The following is a 16,559-nucleotide window of genomic DNA, read 5'->3' as shown; positions in this document are numbered from 1 at the left end:
GCTCTGCGTCACTCAGGACGCAGAGCGTCCAGGTAGGCGTGCCCACTTAGAGCGTGGGAACGATCAACTACTAGTTTCTTCGGGACAACAAACGTGAACACACCCGGCACCTATTCACCCGACGCCCCCGTACCCGCTGCCAAGCGGGTTTTTGGCGGGCGCGATTTGTTCTCTCTGTGGTTTTCCCTCGGCATCGGCCTCATGGTCCTGCAGACCGGCGCCTTGCTGGCGCCTGGGCTTGGCATGTCCGGCTCGATGCTGGCGATCCTGCTCGGCACGCTGGTCGGCGTCTTGCTGCTCGCTGCTGTTGGCGTCGTTGGCAGTGACACGGGCCTGTCGTCGATGGCGGCGCTCAAACTCAGCCTCGGCAGCAAAGGCGCGGGCGTTCCGGCGATCCTCAATCTGCTGCAACTGGTGGGTTGGGGTTCATTCGAAATCATCGTCATGCGCGACGCCGCCAGCCTGTTGGGCGCGGGCGCTTTCTCCGAAGGCAGTCTCTGGGCCAGCCCGATGCTCTGGACAATCGTCTTCGGCGCCCTCGCAACCCTGCTCGCCGTGAGTGGCCCGTTGGCCTTCGTCCGGCAGATCCTGCGCAAATGGGGCATCTGGCTGCTCTTGGCGGCGTGCGCCTGGCTGACGTTCAACCTGTTCAGCAAGGCAGATTTGACGGCGCTGTGGTCACTGGCGGGAGACGGTTCGATGCCGTTTGCCGTCGGCTTCGACATTGCCATCGCCATGCCGCTGTCGTGGCTGCCGCTGATTGCGGACTATTCCCGGTTCGGCAAGCGCGCCGCTGGCGTGTTCGGCGGCACCACGCTGGGCTTCTTCATCGGCAATTTCTGGCTGATGTCCCTTGGCGTGGCGTACACCTTGGCCTTCGCGCCGAGTGGTGAAGCCAATGCGCTGTTGCTGGCGCTCGCGGGTGCGGGGATGGGCATTCCATTGCTGCTGATCCTGCTGGACGAATCGGAAAACGCCTTCGCCGACATTCACTCCGCTGCAGTGTCGAGCGGCCTTCTGCTGAAGGCCAAAGTCGAGCACCTGGCGCTGGCCATTGGCGTCGTCTGCACACTGATCGCCTGCTTTGCGCCGCTGGCGCAGTACCAGAACTTCCTGCTGATGATCGCTTCCGTGTTCGCGCCGCTCTTCGGCGTCGTGCTGGTGGATCACTTCATCCTGCGCCGCCGTCGTCACGGCATTGCGACAGCGGGCTTGCGCTGGATGACGCTACTGGCGTGGATCGGCGGGATTTGCACCTACCATCTGCTGGCGAACCTGTATCCGGACATCGGTGCAACACTGCCTGCGCTCGTTGTGGCGGGTGTGTTGCAGTGGGTATTGGCGCGCGGACAGGCACCTGCATTCGGGGTCGATGTGCGGCATTAACTTAGGGAAGGTCTGAAGTAGGCACGCGTTTTTAACAGCCCCGTTGCTTGAGGCTCAAAAAATGTCGACTCAATCGAAAATTAGACCTTTTGCTCTCTCAATCCCCGCTTTTTTCTGCGTACAAGCGCTTTTCAGCACTCATTTTCCGCATTAAAGGCGTACCTCTCCTGCATTGAGTAATCGTTTTCGCATCATCCACAGGTTCGACAGAGCAAACAGCGTGGTCTGCTGCGCAGTGTTTTTCAGCAGGCCTCGGAAGCGTACTTTCGTATAACCAAACTGGCGCTTGATTACTCGAAACGGATGCTCAACCTTGGCGCGCAGTTGAGCTTTCGCGTATTCGATTTTGCGACGCATGCGCCCGATCAGACTCTTCTTTGCATGCTTTTTATAGCTGCTGGGCCGCGCAGCAATCGACCAGATCATTTGGCGATCTTGATGCTCGGGGCGCTTTTCGACGCCGGTGTAACCGGCATCGCCAGAGACGTAAGTTTCTTCTCCGTGCAGTAACTGATCGACCTGGGTTACGTCCGCCACATTCGCCGCAGTGCCCACTACGCTATGCACCAAACCGGATTCGGCATCGACACCGATGTGCGATTTCATCCCGAAATAGTATTGATTTCCCTTCTTGGTTTGATGCATTTCAGGGTCGCGTTTGCCGTCCTTGTTCTTGGTCGAACTCGGCGCATGAATGATCGTCGCATCGACCACGGTGCCTTGGCGCAACAACAAACCACGGTCGCCCAAATAGCCATTGATGACCTGCAAAATCCCACCGGCCAGCTCATGTTTTTCGAGCAATCTGCGGAAGTTGAGGATCGTGGTTTCGTCTGGAATCCGATCCAGATGCAGCCCGGCAAACTGGCGCAGAATCGTAGTTTCGTACAGCGATTCTTCCATAGCTGGGTCGCTATAACCGAACCAGTTCTGCATCAGATGAACCCGCAACATCGCCATCAACGGGTATGCCGGACGACCACCTTCTCCCGTTGGATAGTGCGGCTCGATCAGTTTGACCAAGCCATTCCAGGGCACGACCTGATCCATCTCGATCAGGAAGCGTTCACGGCGGGTTTGTTTGCGTTTGCCAGCGTATTCGGCGTCAGCGAAGGACATCTGCTTCATCGGGACTCAACCGTTCAGTGCTTGGGACTGGCGTATTTCACCAGATTTGGAAGTCTTTTTCAGAGTTTCCTTAGCGGGCTGGGCCTGGATTTACAGTATTCAGGCTCAAGTCGGCAACGTTCATTAGAGCGAATCGAGGTCCGGGAATCCCCAGTCCGTCAGCGGCGCGAGCTGGGACAGAAACGTGAGGTGCTCAATGGTTTTGAGCTTTTGCAGATGCTTCAGATCGGCCGGGCCGCCGAGTGCGAGAGCAGGGACGAAACCGTACATTTCATCGGGTTGGAGTAGGCCGAGTGTTTTTAGAGCTTGCTCGAAAAGGTCGTCAAAATCATTAGAACTCCCGATCTCGAGTTGCAAAAAATAGTGCGATTTCGTCGTCGAACTCATCGCTTTGTACTACCTCTTGGGTTTTATGAAAGCGTGCATAAGGGGCCGTTACGTCCAGCCAGTTCCCTGTTTTCTCATGCCAAAGATAAAAATCGCCAAAAGCACTTCTGGCGATCGTGTGATAAAAGCCGGAATCGGGTATTCCCGAATCATGCAGCCATGCACGAGTCAGTTCCTGGTACTCCGCTGGATTAACCGTCCAGAAAAGCCCCTCGGCATAGCCGCTCCAGCCATATTCGCGCCACTGTTTCAGTAGTTGTTCGGGGAGCTTATCTGCGTATTTGTTCAGCGAAGAGAGAGGTACCTCTCTTTGCCCCGAAGCTGGCCCGAGCTTCTTGAGGAAATACTCGTAATATTCTTCCACTCGACCTCTCCATTGTTGCTCGTCCCCACCTGCTCTTATTGCCGTCTCACCAAGTAATGCTTCCTGAGATCAGTCAGAGCGAGTCGAGGTCCGGGAACCCCCAGTCTGTCAGCGGTTCAAGCTGGGACAGGAAAGTAAGATGCTCGATGGTTTTGACCTTTTGTAGATGCTTCAGATCGCTTGGGCCGCCGAGTGCGAGGGCCGGGACGAATCCATACATCTCATCGTGTTTCAGTCGCCCCAGGCGCTTCCTTGCAGCATCGAAAAACGCTAAAGGATCGCAATGCTCGCGATCAAGAATCGCGAAGAACGTTGAGATGTTCCTATCCTTTGATACCTTCGACCGCGTGTAGGAGTAGCGCGCCCAGCAAGCGTCGATCGTTAAAAAAGTCTCAGTGTTTTCCCCCCATAAATGGAGGTCGCCAAACGCATTGCGTGCGATGACATGGTAGCTATCGCCGACGATTGTTGGATTTTGTTTCACCCATTCTGTGACGACGGGCTCAAACTCCTGAGGATTGACGGTCCAGAACAGGCCGTCCGCATAGCCGCTCCATCCGTGCTCCTCCCAGTACGCCAGCAACTGATCAGGAAGCCGTCCCCTGTATCTCGCAATACTCGATATAGGTACCTCTTCTCGGTAGAAGGGGGCACCAAATTCAGTCAGAAATATATTATAAAATTTGTCCATTAGTTTTTTGTAGCGCTAGAAATACGCTGTCCGGCGCGGTGAGCGGAGTTTTGCCGAGATCCAAGTGGTCGCTTCGGTACCCGCATAAAAAGAATGCCTAGGCAAACGCTCAGTCGAGTCGAAATGGATCAGTCCAGGCTGCACCGTTTCGTAACCCTGCGGCGAGCTTCAATCCATTTCTTGTGAGTCAATTAAAGGCTATCAAGATCCGGAAACCCCCAGTCCGTTAGAGGTGCGAGCTGAGACAAGAAAGTGAGGTGCTCAATTGTTTTGACCTTCTGCAGATGCTTCAGATCAATCGGCCCGCCCAAAGCGATAGCCGGAACAAAACCGTACATCTCATCGGGCTCCAGCGGTCCGAGTACTGTCAGTGATTTTTCAAACAGATCGTCAAAGTCGTTCGACGCGTGATCAAAGGACGCAAAGAAGATTTTTATCTCGTCATCAAAACGTTCGGCGGGTATGTGTCGAGTGGTCCGCATATATCTGGCATAAACGGCATTGACCGTTAGCCAGCTTCCGGTTCCTTGCTGCCACATGTAGATATCACCAAATGCTCCTCTTGCGATCACATGATAGGTCTCAGGATGTGGAATGCCTGACTCCGACAGCCAAGAGCGCATGGTTACTTCGTACTCGGCCGGGTTGACGCACCAAAATACTCCATTTCCGTAGCCGCTCCAGCCATACCGATGCCAATGTAATAACAGTTGCGATGGCAATACCCCTGTGTACTTTTCCATGGATGATAATGGAGCTTCCCTTCTATGTATTTCCGGGCCGACTTCTTCAATCAAGCAAACGTAATATTCGTCCATACCCCTATTTACACCTTTCCAGTCTTGCGTGGATTTTTGCGCTGTCACGCATATCTACGCTCGTTGTGCTCGCGGCGTGATCCAATCCGTCTATTCTGCCTCGCCACTGCGCGCCAATACTTGAATTGACACGTGCATCTCCGAAGTCAGAGATGATGTCTTTCCCTCCTGCAAATAAATCGGGATTATGCAAAGCGGCAAGGGCGCTCATCTTCTCTCGCGCAACGGTTTTTGCCGCGCGTCTCGCTTCAAGTAGTGGAGTGCCGTCTAGCTCCATTTTTGCCATTGTGTCTTTAATGAACCTTTCCTCCAGAGTCTTTCTCGCCTGCTTCGCCACCCTCGGATCCCTAACCTTATCCCCAGCTTTGAACGCCTCCCGCCCGCGTAAATACTCATCCACCGTCAAATCATTCAGCCCTCTTTCCTGTCCCAGCCGTTGTCTGTCGAACTCGGGGATCTTGCTGTAGTGCAGGTTGCTCGCGTTAAAGCATGGCACCTTGTATTCCGGCATGCCCAGCGGTTTCTTCCCGCCCGGTCGATCGGTTTCACGATGGCTGTCGGACCTAGGCTCCGGTGTGGTCGAGCCACCTGCCCGAGCCCCGGCGGGCTGCAAGTCAGGCCGCCCCTTAAGACCCTCTTCATGCTTGAGCATCCACTGCGCCAGCCGCGCGCCTTTGCTGCTGGCGCGCATCTGCCCGGCAAGTAGCGCCATGTTGCCGCGGCCTCGGGTCAGGTACTCAACCACGGCGCCGAGCAGCAGGATCACCACTTCGGTATGCCCACGGGCAATGTGGTGTGCCGCTTGGTCCACAAGCCATGGGTCGTCCTGTGAAATCGGGTTCAGCCCTTCGTTGCCTCGGGTCCCATCCCAAGCGACCTGGATACCGCGCACGTAGTGGTCCAGAAGCGCAGGCAATCCTTGAACGAAAAACTCGGCGACCGACGCCAACCCCAGCACGCCGAGAATCGAGCTGCTGGCTTGCAACCCGATCGCCATGCCAGCGAACGCGCCTGGCCCCGCGCCTACGCCACCCGCCAGCGCACCCACCCCTGCACCCATCGCGCCTCCGGCCAGGACACTGCCGACGATGATCATGGCCATGTCGCCGACGACGCCCATCAGATCAAAGAGCACGTCGGCTATGTCGAGGTCTGCGAATCGCTGCCGCAGTAATGCAGTGGCTTCAAATTCGACGCGATAAAAGGCAGTTCTGATGTTGTCGACGCGGCGCAGAACAAGTTCGACAGAGGGTGCCTGTTCATTCAGGTAACTTCGAAAGTCGCCTAGGCCGCTGCTTTGAACTTCAAGCCTTAGCCGATCTTCAATTTCAAACCATGACGGCAGGACATTCCATAAACGCATCCCGTCTCCCTGGCTGTTCTAAAAGTTCAGTGCGGAACTTAATGATTAAGTCAGTGAAGCGTCAATAAACAAGGAGTTTAATAATGGAGCGGGTTTAAGGGGTTGATGTTTAATGTTGGGAAGGTATGTATGAAAGTGTAGGTAGGAGCTGAATATGGAAAAGAGTGGATTTAAGGAAGGGGATGTTAATAAAAAAGCCGGCGCTTTCTCAGCAACCGGCTTGGGTTCAACCAATCAGCTCCGGCCAGGAAACAGCTCAGGCTTGATGATGCCGTTCAGCTGCGGATACGGAATCTTCAGCTCGATGTGGCCCATCGCATAGGGGGCGATGGTTGTAACCGGGTACTTGAGGATCACCGCACCGTACGTCAGGGCGATGTTGGAAGTTTGCTTGAAAGGCCACATGTTCTGGAACTCGGTGTCCTTGTCCAGCTTGCTGCTGATCAGCCAGGCCTGATGAGCCAGACGAGCCTTGTCCCAGAATGCAGCTTCCTGACCCGGCACCAGCATGTCCGCCAGGGTCAGCACGCGCTGCTGCTGGCGGGAATAGTTGATGAACGCGCGGCCCGGATTACCCTGACCACTGCCGGAATCAACGTAGCTGGACAGCTCGACGACCACGATTCCGTCATGCTGCTCACGTACTTTGGCCTGCAAGTAACTGCTGTTACGCGCCGGCGCCCGGCTCAGATATTGCTCCTGATACGCCTTCAGCGTTGGCGGCACCGGACCATCGCTGTCGCTGCGGGTCAGTTGCAGCAATGTGCGCTGGACGATCTCGTCAAGTTTCGGTTCGTCGGGGAAGTGCACGGTGTCGATGTTCACCAGCGGGCAATCATCGGTGGTGCAGCCGGGCTTGACCAGCTCGGAGGCGTCGCGCTGAACGGTCAGCGGACTGCGCAGATTGGGTTGGAACAGGCTTTGGCAGGCGCCCAAAATCAGGGCCACGCAGGCCAGTGAAATGATCTTCAGAAAAGACATGTTGATCCTTGGCATCGGCATAAAAGGGGCGTCACGTCGCAGGTAACGGCAACGTCCTTCGACTGTGGGTGGCGCAATCAGTTCGCCATCGGGCGGATTAGAGTGCTTTCCCTGGCAACCGTCTACCCCAGTGGCCGATTTTGCGAACTCAAAGGGCTGCATCCCGCACCACAGCGCGTTAGGATGGGCCCGAACACAGTGCTCAAGCAGTGAGAAATCTATGACGGATAGCAACAGATCAACACCGACGAAGCACGAAATTACACACCGTGAAACCTGCTTCAAAGGGTTTTACCAGCTCGACCGTCTTCAGTTGCGCCACGAGTTGTTCGCGGGCGGCATGGGCCCGGAAATCAAGCGTGAGCTGTTCGTTCGCCACGATGCGGTGTGCGTGCTGCCTTATGACGCCAAACGCGATGAAGTCGTGCTCATCGAGCAGTTCCGCGTCGGCGTTATCGGCAAGCATGAGAACCCCTGGCTGATCGAAATGGTCGCCGGCCTGATCGATAAAAAAGAGGAGCCCGAAGAGGTTGCTCACCGCGAGGGACAAGAGGAAGCTGGGCTGACGTTCAACGCCCTTTGGCCGATCACCAAATACTTTCCATCGCCGGGCGGCAGCAACGAATTCGTGCATCTGTACCTGGGCAAATGCGACAGCGAGGGGGCAGGTGGGCTGCACGGGCTGGTAGAAGAGGCCGAGGACATCCGGGTTTCGGTCTGGTCATTCGACGACGCGATGCAAGCCGTCAGGGACGGGCGCATCGTCAACGCCGCAACTATTATTGCAATGCAATGGCTGGCGCTCAATCGCGCCGAAGTAAGGGGGCTATGGTCGTGAATCTTCTGCGCGAGCGCTATCGTGTCGACCTCGCCGGGCTGCAAGCCGCCTGCGAGGCGAACTACGCGCGCTTGATGCGTCTGCTGCCCGATATGCGCAATCAACAACGCTCACGCCGGGTCGCCGTCACCCAGGGCGACCAGATGCTGGGTGTGCTGGCGGTCGAGGTCATCCTCGACTGCCCGTACACCACCACCCTGCAGGTGCGTCAGGAGCACAGCCTGCCGTGGCTGCCGGTGCCCGTCCTCGAAGTGCAGGTCTACCACGACGCGCGCATGGCCGAAGTCATTGGCGCCGAAAATGCACGTCGTTTCCAGGGTATCTATCCCTATCCCAACGCCGACATGCACCAGCCCGACGAAAAGGCCCAGCTCAACGTGTTTCTCGGTGAGTGGCTGAGCCATTGCCTGGCCTGCGGGCATGAGTTTGAGTCGGTGCGCTGAGCCAGGTCGAGCCCTTCACCACCTATGTTCTGTAGGCAACTTCCGAAGGGCATTTCTGAAAATTGTCTTCTCCAACGCTTCGCGCTTTTCATAATTTTTTCCTAAGGTTAGGTTCTGCCGACTTAACTTTCAGGATGAAAAAATGAGCTACATAGGAGTCGATCTCGAGGTCTGTAGGGTGATCCCCTTCAACTGGAATAATACGTCCCTGGTTGTCGTAAGCGGCGATGGGCCAACTGTCTGCGGACATGCCTTGATCAAGGATGGATTTTACTATTTCCACATGGCAGGGTTAGCTTCTGGACCGTACGTCATGCCCGAGCAGGGCTACAGGCGCTACCTGAATGAATCGGGCAAAACCGAATTGTTCAGACGCCCAGTCTATCTACCCGATCCAGAGGGAGCCCAACGGAAGTTGAATGAGCTCAGTGTCAATCTTTGGTACTGCTTTGGTATCCCAAAGAACTGCGTCAGTTTTGTCGAGGAACTGTTTTTGGCAGGTGGAGCCGATGAGTCAATTCTGAGCAACTCTCCGGTTCCGTGGCGCTGACGTATGCCAACCGAATGCTCCAAGTGGTATTCACAACTCATTTCCAGGTTTGCCGCCGCACCAATCTCACACCATAATCCGGCCACATCCGCTCAAGGAGACGGCCATTGTCGAGCGCATCCTCTCATTCCTCATCCGTGTTGGTCGTTCAACTGACCGACAGTCATCTGTTCGCCGAACCGGACGGCGCGCTGCTGGGCATGCCCACGCGCGCCAGTCTCGATGCCGTGGTCGAGCTTGTGTTGGGCGAGCAACCCGCGATCGATCTGGTGCTGGCGACGGGCGACTTGTCTCAGGACGGCACGGTTGAGTCGTATCAGGCGTTCCGCGAGGCAAGTGAACGGCTGGGTGCGCCCACGCGCTGGATTCCGGGGAATCACGACGAGTTGAGGGAGATGGCGATTGCCGCGCAAAACAGCGACTTTCTAGAGCCGGTCGTCGACGTCGGCAGTTGGCGGATCTCGATGCTCGACTCTGCCGTTTCCGGGTCCGTCCCCGGTTATCTGCAAGACGGCCAGCTTCAGCTGCTCGCCCAGGCCTTGAGCGAAGCGCCGGAGCGCCATCATCTGGTGTGTCTGCATCATCATCCGGTGCCCATCGGGGCGGTGTGGATGGCGCCCATCGGTTTGCGCAACCCCGAGGCGCTGTTCGCCGTGCTGGAGCGTTTTCCCCAGGTGCGCGCGGTGCTCTGGGGCCATGTGCATCAGGCGTTCGATCAATCCCTGAACGGCTTGCGCCTGCTGGCCTCGCCATCGACCTGCATTCAGTTCGCGCCAAACAGCGTGGACTTCGGCCTCGACGACCTTGCGCCCGGCTACCGCTGGCTGCGTCTTCACGACGATGGCCAGATCGAAACCGGTGTCTCACGCATCGACCCCGACCTGTTCGACGTCGACATCAATGGCGCGGGCTACTGAAAGAAATTTCCTCATTTTGCCGCGATTCATCAACAGCCGAGTCTTCGCGCAGTTGACCCTGTAAACTGCGCGGCTTTGCCCTGATGAGCGCCGACAGGCCAACCCATCCGGGATGCATCGATTGCCGTTTGGGAGGCAACTGCGTGAACCATGATCAATCGACACTTCTTTATATTCACGGCCTGAACAGCTCGGTCAGATCCCAGAAAGCCACCCAGCTGACGACGCTGATGGCGCGTCTGGGTTTGAGCGAATACGTGCGCGTGCCCGAGCTGCATCATCATCCGCGCCAGGCGCTGGTGCAGTTGGAGGGCGCGATCGAGGAGCTCGGTCGGCCGCTGCTGGTCGGCAGCTCCCTCGGCGGCTACTATGCGACTTACCTGGCTGAGCGCCACGGCCTCAAAGCTGTGCTGATCAACCCGGCGGTCAATCCGCATGAGCTCTTCGATGGTTTTCTCGGCACCCAACAAAACCTTTATACCGGCGAGAGCTGGGAGCTGACGCACGACCACGTGACGGCGCTGGCCGAGCTGGAAGTGCCTGCTCCCCAAGATCCGCAGCGTATTCAGGTGTGGCTGCAAACGGGCGACGAGACGCTGGATTACCGCCGTGCCCAGAACTTCTATCGGGCCTGTGCCTTGCGCATCGAAGCGGGCGGCGATCACGGGTTTCAGGGCTTCGCGGCAAAGATGCCAGCGCTGTTGAGCTTTGCCGGGTTCGCTCCCGCATTGCTCCAGGGCGTCGATCTGACCGGGCTTTGATCTGAGCCATTGCTGCAACAAATGTGTAGAACAGTCTTGTAAAAACATTCTTGTAAAATCAGTAGCACTTCGAAATTTCATGAACGACTTGATGACGAGACCCCATGGCCAATCCCAGCGCTAGCTCTTATAACGCAGACGCCATCGAAGTCCTCTCGGGCCTCGACCCGGTCCGCAAACGGCCGGGCATGTACACCGACACCTCACGCCCCAACCACCTGGCGCAGGAAGTCATCGACAACAGCGTCGACGAAGCGCTGGCAGGTCATGCCCGCTCCGTGCAGGTCATTCTGCACGCCGACAACTCGCTGGAAGTCTCCGACGATGGTCGCGGTATGCCCGTGGACATCCACCCGGAAGAAGGCGTGTCGGGCGTCGAGCTGATCCTCACCAAGCTCCACGCTGGCGGCAAGTTTTCCAACAAGAACTACCAGTTCTCAGGCGGCCTGCACGGCGTGGGGATCTCCGTCGTCAACGCGCTCTCGAACGAGGTACGGGTACGGGTCAAGCGTGATGGCAACGAATATGAAATGACCTTTGCCGACGGCTACAAGGCCAGCGAACTGGCGGTGATTGGCACCGTCGGCAAGCGCAATACCGGCACCAGCGTGTATTTCGCGCCGGACCCCAAATACTTCGACACCCCGAAATTCTCTGTCAGCCGCCTCAAGCACGTGCTCAAGGCCAAGGCCGTTCTTTGCCCAGGCCTGCTGGTCAGCTTCGAGGACAAAGGCACCGGCGAGAAGGTCGAGTGGCATTACGAGGACGGCCTGCGCTCGTACCTGCAGGATTCGGTGGCGGACTTCCTGCGCCTGCCGGACGAGCCGTTCTGTGGCGTATTCGCGGGCAACAAAGAGGCCGTCGACTGGGCGTTGCTGTGGTTGCCCGAGGGCGGCGACAGCGTTCAGGAAAGCTACGTCAACCTGATCCCGACCGCTCAGGGTGGCACCCACGTCAACGGCCTGCGTCAGGGCCTGCTGGACGCGATGCGAGACTTCTGCGAGTTCCGCAATCTGCTGCCCCGCGGCGTGAAGCTGGCACCTGAAGACGTCTGGGAGCGCATCGCTTTCGTGCTGTCGATGAAGATGCAGGAGCCGCAATTCTCTGGCCAGACCAAAGAGCGGCTGTCGTCCCGCGAGGCGGCAGCATTTGTCTCCGGTGTGGTCAAGGATGCCTTCAGTCTGTGGCTCAACGCGAACCCGGAAATGGGCATGCAGTTGGCCGAACTGGCGATCAGCAACGCCGGTCGTCGTCTCAAGGCGAGCAAGAAGGTCGAGCGTAAACGCATCACGTCAGGCCCGGCACTGCCGGGCAAGCTGGCGGATTGCGCCGGTCAGGACCCGATGCGCTCCGAGCTGTTTCTGGTCGAGGGTGATTCCGCTGGCGGCTCCGCCAAACAGGCCCGGGACAAAGAATTTCAGGCCATCCTGCCGTTGCGCGGGAAGATCCTGAACACCTGGGAAGTCGACGGCGGCGAAGTGCTCGCCAGTCAGGAAGTGCACAACATCGCCGTGGCGATCGGGGTCGACCCGGGTGCTGCAGACATCAGCCAACTGCGTTACGGCAAAATCTGCATCCTCGCCGACGCCGACTCCGACGGCCTGCACATCGCAACGCTCCTGTGCGCCTTGTTCGTTCAGCATTTCCGCCCGCTGGTGGATGCCGGCCACGTCTACGTCGCCATGCCGCCGCTGTACCGCATCGACTTGGGCAAGGACATTTATTACGCCTTGGACGAAGCCGAACGCGACGGCATTCTCGACCGGCTTGTGGCCGAGAAGAAGCGTGGCAAACCGCAGGTCACCCGATTCAAAGGTCTGGGTGAGATGAACCCGCCGCAGTTGCGCGAAACCACCATGGACCCGAACACCCGCCGACTGGTGCAGTTGACCCTGGATGACTTTGCAGCCACGTCGGAAATGATGGACATGCTACTGGCCAAGAAACGCGCGGGCGACCGCAAGAGCTGGCTTGAATCCAAAGGCAACCTGGCCGAGGTGCTGGTCTGATGCGGAGCTGGTTTGCAGCGCTGTTATTGGTCGCCGCGCCCGTTTTCGCCGCGCCATTGCCAGAGCTCAAGCTGCTGTCGGAGCATCCGGTCGACGACATGATCGGCGGTAACCTCTCCGGGCTCGCGTCCTGCAACGGCGTGCTGTGGACCGTTTCGGACCGCGACGACACGCTGCTTTACAGCCTCGACACCTCGGCAACGGTCTGGAAAGCCAAGGCGCAGACGCTGAACATCCCGCCGATTCCGGACAGCGGCTTGTCTGCGACCCTGCGCGGCATGGCCAAGGCCTCGGCGCTGATTCGGGGCGGCGACCTGGATTTCGAAGGCGTGAGTTGCGACGCGGCGGGCAACCGTTACCTCGTCAGCGAAGCCTATGCTGCCGTGCTCAAAGTGCCGGTTGACGGTGCGGCGGTCTGGCTGGAGCTGCCCAGGAAAGTCGTGGAGGAGGCGCAGTCGGCCGGGATGCTGCAGCATTTCAACGCGATCTTCGAAGGCATCGCGGTCAACCCGGCAGGTGATCAACTATGGCTCGCCGCCGAGCGTGACAAGCGCGGCCTGTTGACCGCGAAGCTTGGCAAGGACGGCTGGGCCTGTGACGCCAGTTGCATCCTGCGAGTCGAGTCCGGCAATGATATTTTGCCGCCCGAGCTGGGTGGCAAGGCGGTCTCCAAGGACTTTTCCGACATCTCGCTGTACAAGGGCAAGCTGTTCACCCTGGAGCGCGCGGCTTACCGAATCTGCCGCCGGACGCTGGCGACAGGTCTGCTGGAAACCTGCTGGTCGTTCGCCAGAGAGGCGCTTAAGCCCAACCGGCTGTATGACCAGAAATACGGCCTGACCGAAGCGCTGATCGTCGACGACAAAGGCGCATGGGTCGGCACGGACAACAATTTCGGTGTCCGCGCCGATGGCGAAAAACGTCCCGTCGTCTGGCGCTTTGCCGCGCCCGAGGGTGGCTGGAGCGGCAAGCCTTGACCCAGGCACTTCCCGGCAAACGCGCCGGGCGGCTGATGCTGATCATCGCCTGGGCGGCGGCGTTGTTTCTGGCGACGCGGTTTTTTGGCGAGTGGGAGCAGCGTCAGGAAAATCCGAATACCGTCGTCGCCTCCGAGCATGGAGACGGCTACGTCGAGGTGAAACTGGCGAGCAACCGTGACGGACATTTCGTCATGACCGGGCAGATAAATACCCGACCCGTGCAGTTCATGCTCGACACCGGCGCGACCAATGTCGCCGTGCCGGAGAGCGTTGCGCAGACGCTGCGCCTTGAGCGCGGCGAGCGTGTTCAGGTGAGCACGGCCAACGGACGCACCGACGCGTTCCGGACCACGCTGCAACGGTTGCAGATTGGCGACATCGTCCTGAACAACGTGCGCGCCCTGGTGGTGCCCGGCCTGGATGGTGAGCAGGTGCTGCTGGGCATGAGCGCCGTGAAACAACTCGAATTCACACAGCGCGGCGGCACATTGCTGCTGCGCCAGACGACAAAATGATGAGGCCCGCATGAGCGACTCCCTTGACCTCAGCCTGGATGGCGTAGAACGCCGATCGCTGGCTGACTTCACCGAACAGGCCTATCTCAACTATTCCATGTACGTGATCATGGACCGGGCGTTGCCGCACATCGGCGATGGCCTGAAGCCCGTGCAGCGACGCATCATCTATGCGATGAGCGAACTGGGCCTGGATGCCGACGCCAAGCACAAGAAATCGGCGCGTACCGTCGGTGACGTGCTCGGCAAGTTTCACCCCCACGGCGACTCGGCCTGCTACGAAGCCATGGTGCTGATGGCGCAACCCTTCAGCTATCGCTACACGCTGGTCGACGGCCAGGGCAACTGGGGTGCGCCGGACGATCCCAAGTCGTTCGCCGCCATGCGTTATACCGAAGCGCGTTTGTCCCGTTACTCCGAAGTGCTGCTCAGTGAATTGGGCCAGGGCACAGCGGATTGGGGGCCGAACTTCGACGGCACCCTCGATGAGCCTCTGGTGTTGCCGGCGCGTTTGCCGAACATTCTGCTTAACGGCACCACCGGCATCGCTGTCGGCATGGCCACCGACGTACCGCCGCACAACCTGCGCGAAGTCGCCACAGCCTGCGTTCGTTTGCTCGATGAGCCCAAAGCAACGGTCGAGCAGCTGTGTGAGCACATTCAGGGCCCGGACTACCCGACCGAAGCGGAAATCATCACGCCCCGCGCCGACCTGCTGAAAATGTACGAAACCGGCAAAGGCTCGGTGCGTATGCGCGCCGTGTACCACATCGAAGACGGCGACATCATCGTCACCGCGCTGCCGCATCAGGTGTCCGGTGCCAAGGTGCTGGAGCAGATCGCAGCGATGATGCAGGCCAAGCCGTCCAAAGCGCCGCAGATCGCTGACCTGCGTGACGAATCCGACCACGAAAACCCGTGCCGGATCGTGATCATCCCGGGCGCCCGCAAGAATTTCGACCACGATGCGCTGATGCAGCACCTGTTCGCGACCACCGAGCTGGAGTCGAGCTACAGGGTCAACATCAACATCATTGGCCTGGACGGCAAGCCGCAGTTGAAAAACCTGCGCGCATTGTTGGTCGAGTGGTTGGCGTTCCGGGTACAGACCGTGCGTCGTCGCCTGCAATTCCGCCTCGACAAGGTTGAGCGTCGCTTGCACCTGTTGGATGGTTTGTTGATCGCTTACCTCAACCTGGATGAAGTGATTCACATCATCCGCACCGAGGAACACCCGAAAGCCGCGCTGATCGCGCGTTTCGCCCTGAGCGAAATCCAGGCCGATTACATTCTCGACACCCGTTTGCGTCAGTTGGCGCGACTGGAAGAAATGAAGTTGCGGGCCGAGCAGGATGAATTGCTCAAGGAACAAGCCAAGCTGCAAGCCCTGTTGGGCAGCGAGGCCAAGCTGAAGAAACTGGTACGCACCGAGCTGATCAAGGATGCCGAAACCTATGGCGACGACCGTCGTTCGCCTATCGTCGAGCGTACCGAAGCCAAAGCCCTGACCGAACACGATCTGCTGCCGAACGAGAAAGTGACGGTCGTGCTGTCGGAGAAAGGCTGGGTTCGCTCCGCCAAAGGTCATGAAATCGACGCCACCGGGCTCTCTTATAAGGCAGGGGATGGCTTCAAGGCCCTGGCGCCGGGCCGTTCCAACCAGTTCGCGGTGTTTATCGACTCCACCGGTCGCAGTTATTCGGTGCCGTCGCACACCTTGCCATCGGCCCGTGGCCAGGGCGAACCGCTGACCGGTCGTCTGACGCCGCCGCCCGGTGCGACTTTCGAATGTGTGCTGATGCCGGAAGACGATTCGCTGTATGTGGTGGCGTCCGACGCCGGCTACGGTTTCGTGGTCAAGGGTGAAGACTTGCAGGCCAAGAACAAGGCGGGCAAGGCGTTGCTGAGCTTGCCAGCCGGGGCCAAGGTGATCCTGCCGCGTCCGGTGCCTGATCGCGAGCAGAACTGGCTCGCTGCCGTGACCACCGAAGGCCGTTTGCTGGTGTTCAAAATCAGCGATCTGCCGCAGCTGGGCAAGGGCAAAGGCAACAAGATCATTGGCATTCCGGGCGAGCGCGTTGCCAGTCGGGAAGAGTACGTGACCGATCTGGCGGTTGTCCCTGACGGCGCCACGCTGGTGCTGCAGGCGGGCAAGCGCAATCTGTCGCTCAAGCCGGACGATCTGGAGCACTACAAAGGTGAACGCGGACGACGGGGCAACAAGCTGCCGCGCGGATTCCAGCGCGTCGACGCGCTATTGGTGGAAACCGCTGGCTAAAGCGGTTGGTTCGGCGTCCGCACTTCGTTTCGTCACGAGAACGACGCAGAATCGCTGGAGTCAACGCGCATATTCACGGATGATATGACGTCCTCCGGCGCCGCTGTGGCGGAATGCCTTCATGTTTTCAAAGTATTTAACAGCGTGGAC

At 58.6% G+C, this 16,559-nt stretch carries 15 protein-coding genes and 1 pseudogene; 10 read left to right on the top strand and 6 right to left on the bottom strand.

What is annotated here, in order from left to right; all coding sequences use genetic code 11:
- Window positions 1-93: 93 nt before the first annotated feature.
- Window positions 94-1,386 (top strand): putative hydroxymethylpyrimidine transporter CytX, encoded by a 1,293-nt coding sequence (cytX, locus tag OKW98_RS26800; protein WP_265387377.1) that lies wholly within the window; start codon window positions 94-96, stop codon window positions 1,384-1,386.
- Between the two features lie 150 nt (window positions 1,387-1,536).
- Here cytX and OKW98_RS26795 read toward each other — a convergent pair whose 3' ends face one another.
- From OKW98_RS26795 to OKW98_RS26770, 6 genes and pseudogenes are all read right to left on the bottom strand, one after another.
- On the bottom strand, window positions 1,537-2,514 hold the full coding sequence (locus tag OKW98_RS26795) for an IS5 family transposase (RefSeq protein ID WP_265385849.1): 978 nt from the start codon (window positions 2,512-2,514) through the stop codon (window positions 1,537-1,539).
- Window positions 2,515-2,637: 123 nt separating this feature from the next.
- Window positions 2,638-3,265: pseudogene (locus OKW98_RS26790) on the bottom strand (GAD-like domain-containing protein).
- Between the two features lie 73 nt (window positions 3,266-3,338).
- On the bottom strand, window positions 3,339-3,956 hold the full coding sequence (locus OKW98_RS26785; RefSeq protein ID WP_265387376.1) for a GAD-like domain-containing protein: 618 nt from the start codon (window positions 3,954-3,956) through the stop codon (window positions 3,339-3,341).
- 191 nt (window positions 3,957-4,147) lie between these two features.
- On the bottom strand, window positions 4,148-4,774 hold the full coding sequence (locus OKW98_RS26780; protein ID WP_265387375.1) for a GAD-like domain-containing protein: 627 nt from the start codon (window positions 4,772-4,774) through the stop codon (window positions 4,148-4,150).
- A gap of 4 nt (window positions 4,775-4,778) precedes the next feature.
- Complete coding sequence (locus OKW98_RS26775) at window positions 4,779-6,137, bottom strand: DUF6861 domain-containing protein (RefSeq protein WP_265387374.1); 1,359 nt, start codon at window positions 6,135-6,137, stop codon at window positions 4,779-4,781.
- A gap of 234 nt (window positions 6,138-6,371) precedes the next feature.
- A complete protein-coding gene (locus tag OKW98_RS26770) occupies window positions 6,372-7,118 on the bottom strand; it encodes an RsiV family protein (protein ID WP_265387373.1) in 747 nt (248 codons plus the stop codon).
- A gap of 220 nt (window positions 7,119-7,338) precedes the next feature.
- Here OKW98_RS26770 and OKW98_RS26765 point away from each other — a divergent pair, with 220 nt between their 5' ends.
- From OKW98_RS26765 to parC, 9 genes are all read left to right on the top strand, one after another.
- On the top strand, window positions 7,339-7,956 hold the full coding sequence (locus tag OKW98_RS26765) for an NUDIX domain-containing protein (protein ID WP_265387372.1): 618 nt from the start codon (window positions 7,339-7,341) through the stop codon (window positions 7,954-7,956).
- A complete protein-coding gene (locus tag OKW98_RS26760) occupies window positions 7,947-8,399 on the top strand; it encodes a DUF1249 domain-containing protein (protein ID WP_265387371.1) in 453 nt (150 codons plus the stop codon). Before OKW98_RS26765 ends, OKW98_RS26760 begins: the two co-directional genes overlap by 10 nt.
- A gap of 142 nt (window positions 8,400-8,541) precedes the next feature.
- Complete coding sequence (locus tag OKW98_RS26755) at window positions 8,542-8,949, top strand: hypothetical protein (RefSeq protein ID WP_265387370.1); 408 nt, start codon at window positions 8,542-8,544, stop codon at window positions 8,947-8,949.
- Window positions 8,950-9,056: 107 nt separating this feature from the next.
- A complete protein-coding gene (gene cpdA, locus OKW98_RS26750) occupies window positions 9,057-9,866 on the top strand; it encodes a 3',5'-cyclic-AMP phosphodiesterase (protein ID WP_265387369.1) in 810 nt (269 codons plus the stop codon).
- A gap of 83 nt (window positions 9,867-9,949) precedes the next feature.
- A complete protein-coding gene (locus tag OKW98_RS26745) occupies window positions 9,950-10,627 on the top strand; it encodes a YqiA/YcfP family alpha/beta fold hydrolase (RefSeq protein WP_265387368.1) in 678 nt (225 codons plus the stop codon).
- Window positions 10,628-10,731: 104 nt separating this feature from the next.
- Entirely contained in the window at window positions 10,732-12,636 is a 1,905-nt protein-coding gene (parE, locus tag OKW98_RS26740; protein ID WP_265387367.1) for a DNA topoisomerase IV subunit B, read from the top strand.
- Window positions 12,636-13,613: an esterase-like activity of phytase family protein gene (locus OKW98_RS26735; RefSeq protein WP_265387366.1), complete on the top strand. Its 978-nt coding sequence runs from the start codon at window positions 12,636-12,638 to the stop codon at window positions 13,611-13,613. The genes parE and OKW98_RS26735 overlap by 1 nt, the downstream gene beginning before the upstream one ends.
- 35 nt (window positions 13,614-13,648) lie before the next feature.
- The gene (locus tag OKW98_RS26730) at window positions 13,649-14,131 is read left to right on the top strand and encodes a retropepsin-like aspartic protease family protein (RefSeq protein WP_265389848.1); all 483 of its coding nucleotides are present in this window, start codon (window positions 13,649-13,651) and stop codon (window positions 14,129-14,131) included.
- A gap of 10 nt (window positions 14,132-14,141) precedes the next feature.
- On the top strand, window positions 14,142-16,409 hold the full coding sequence (gene parC, locus OKW98_RS26725) for a DNA topoisomerase IV subunit A (protein ID WP_265387365.1): 2,268 nt from the start codon (window positions 14,142-14,144) through the stop codon (window positions 16,407-16,409).
- The last annotated feature ends 150 nt before the right edge of the window (window positions 16,410-16,559 follow it).

Origin of the sequence: Pseudomonas sp. KU26590 (genome assembly GCF_026153515.1) — a bacterium.
Taxonomy (GTDB): Bacteria; Pseudomonadota; Gammaproteobacteria; order Pseudomonadales; family Pseudomonadaceae; genus Aquipseudomonas.
This window is presented reverse-complemented; position numbering and strand designations above follow the sequence as displayed.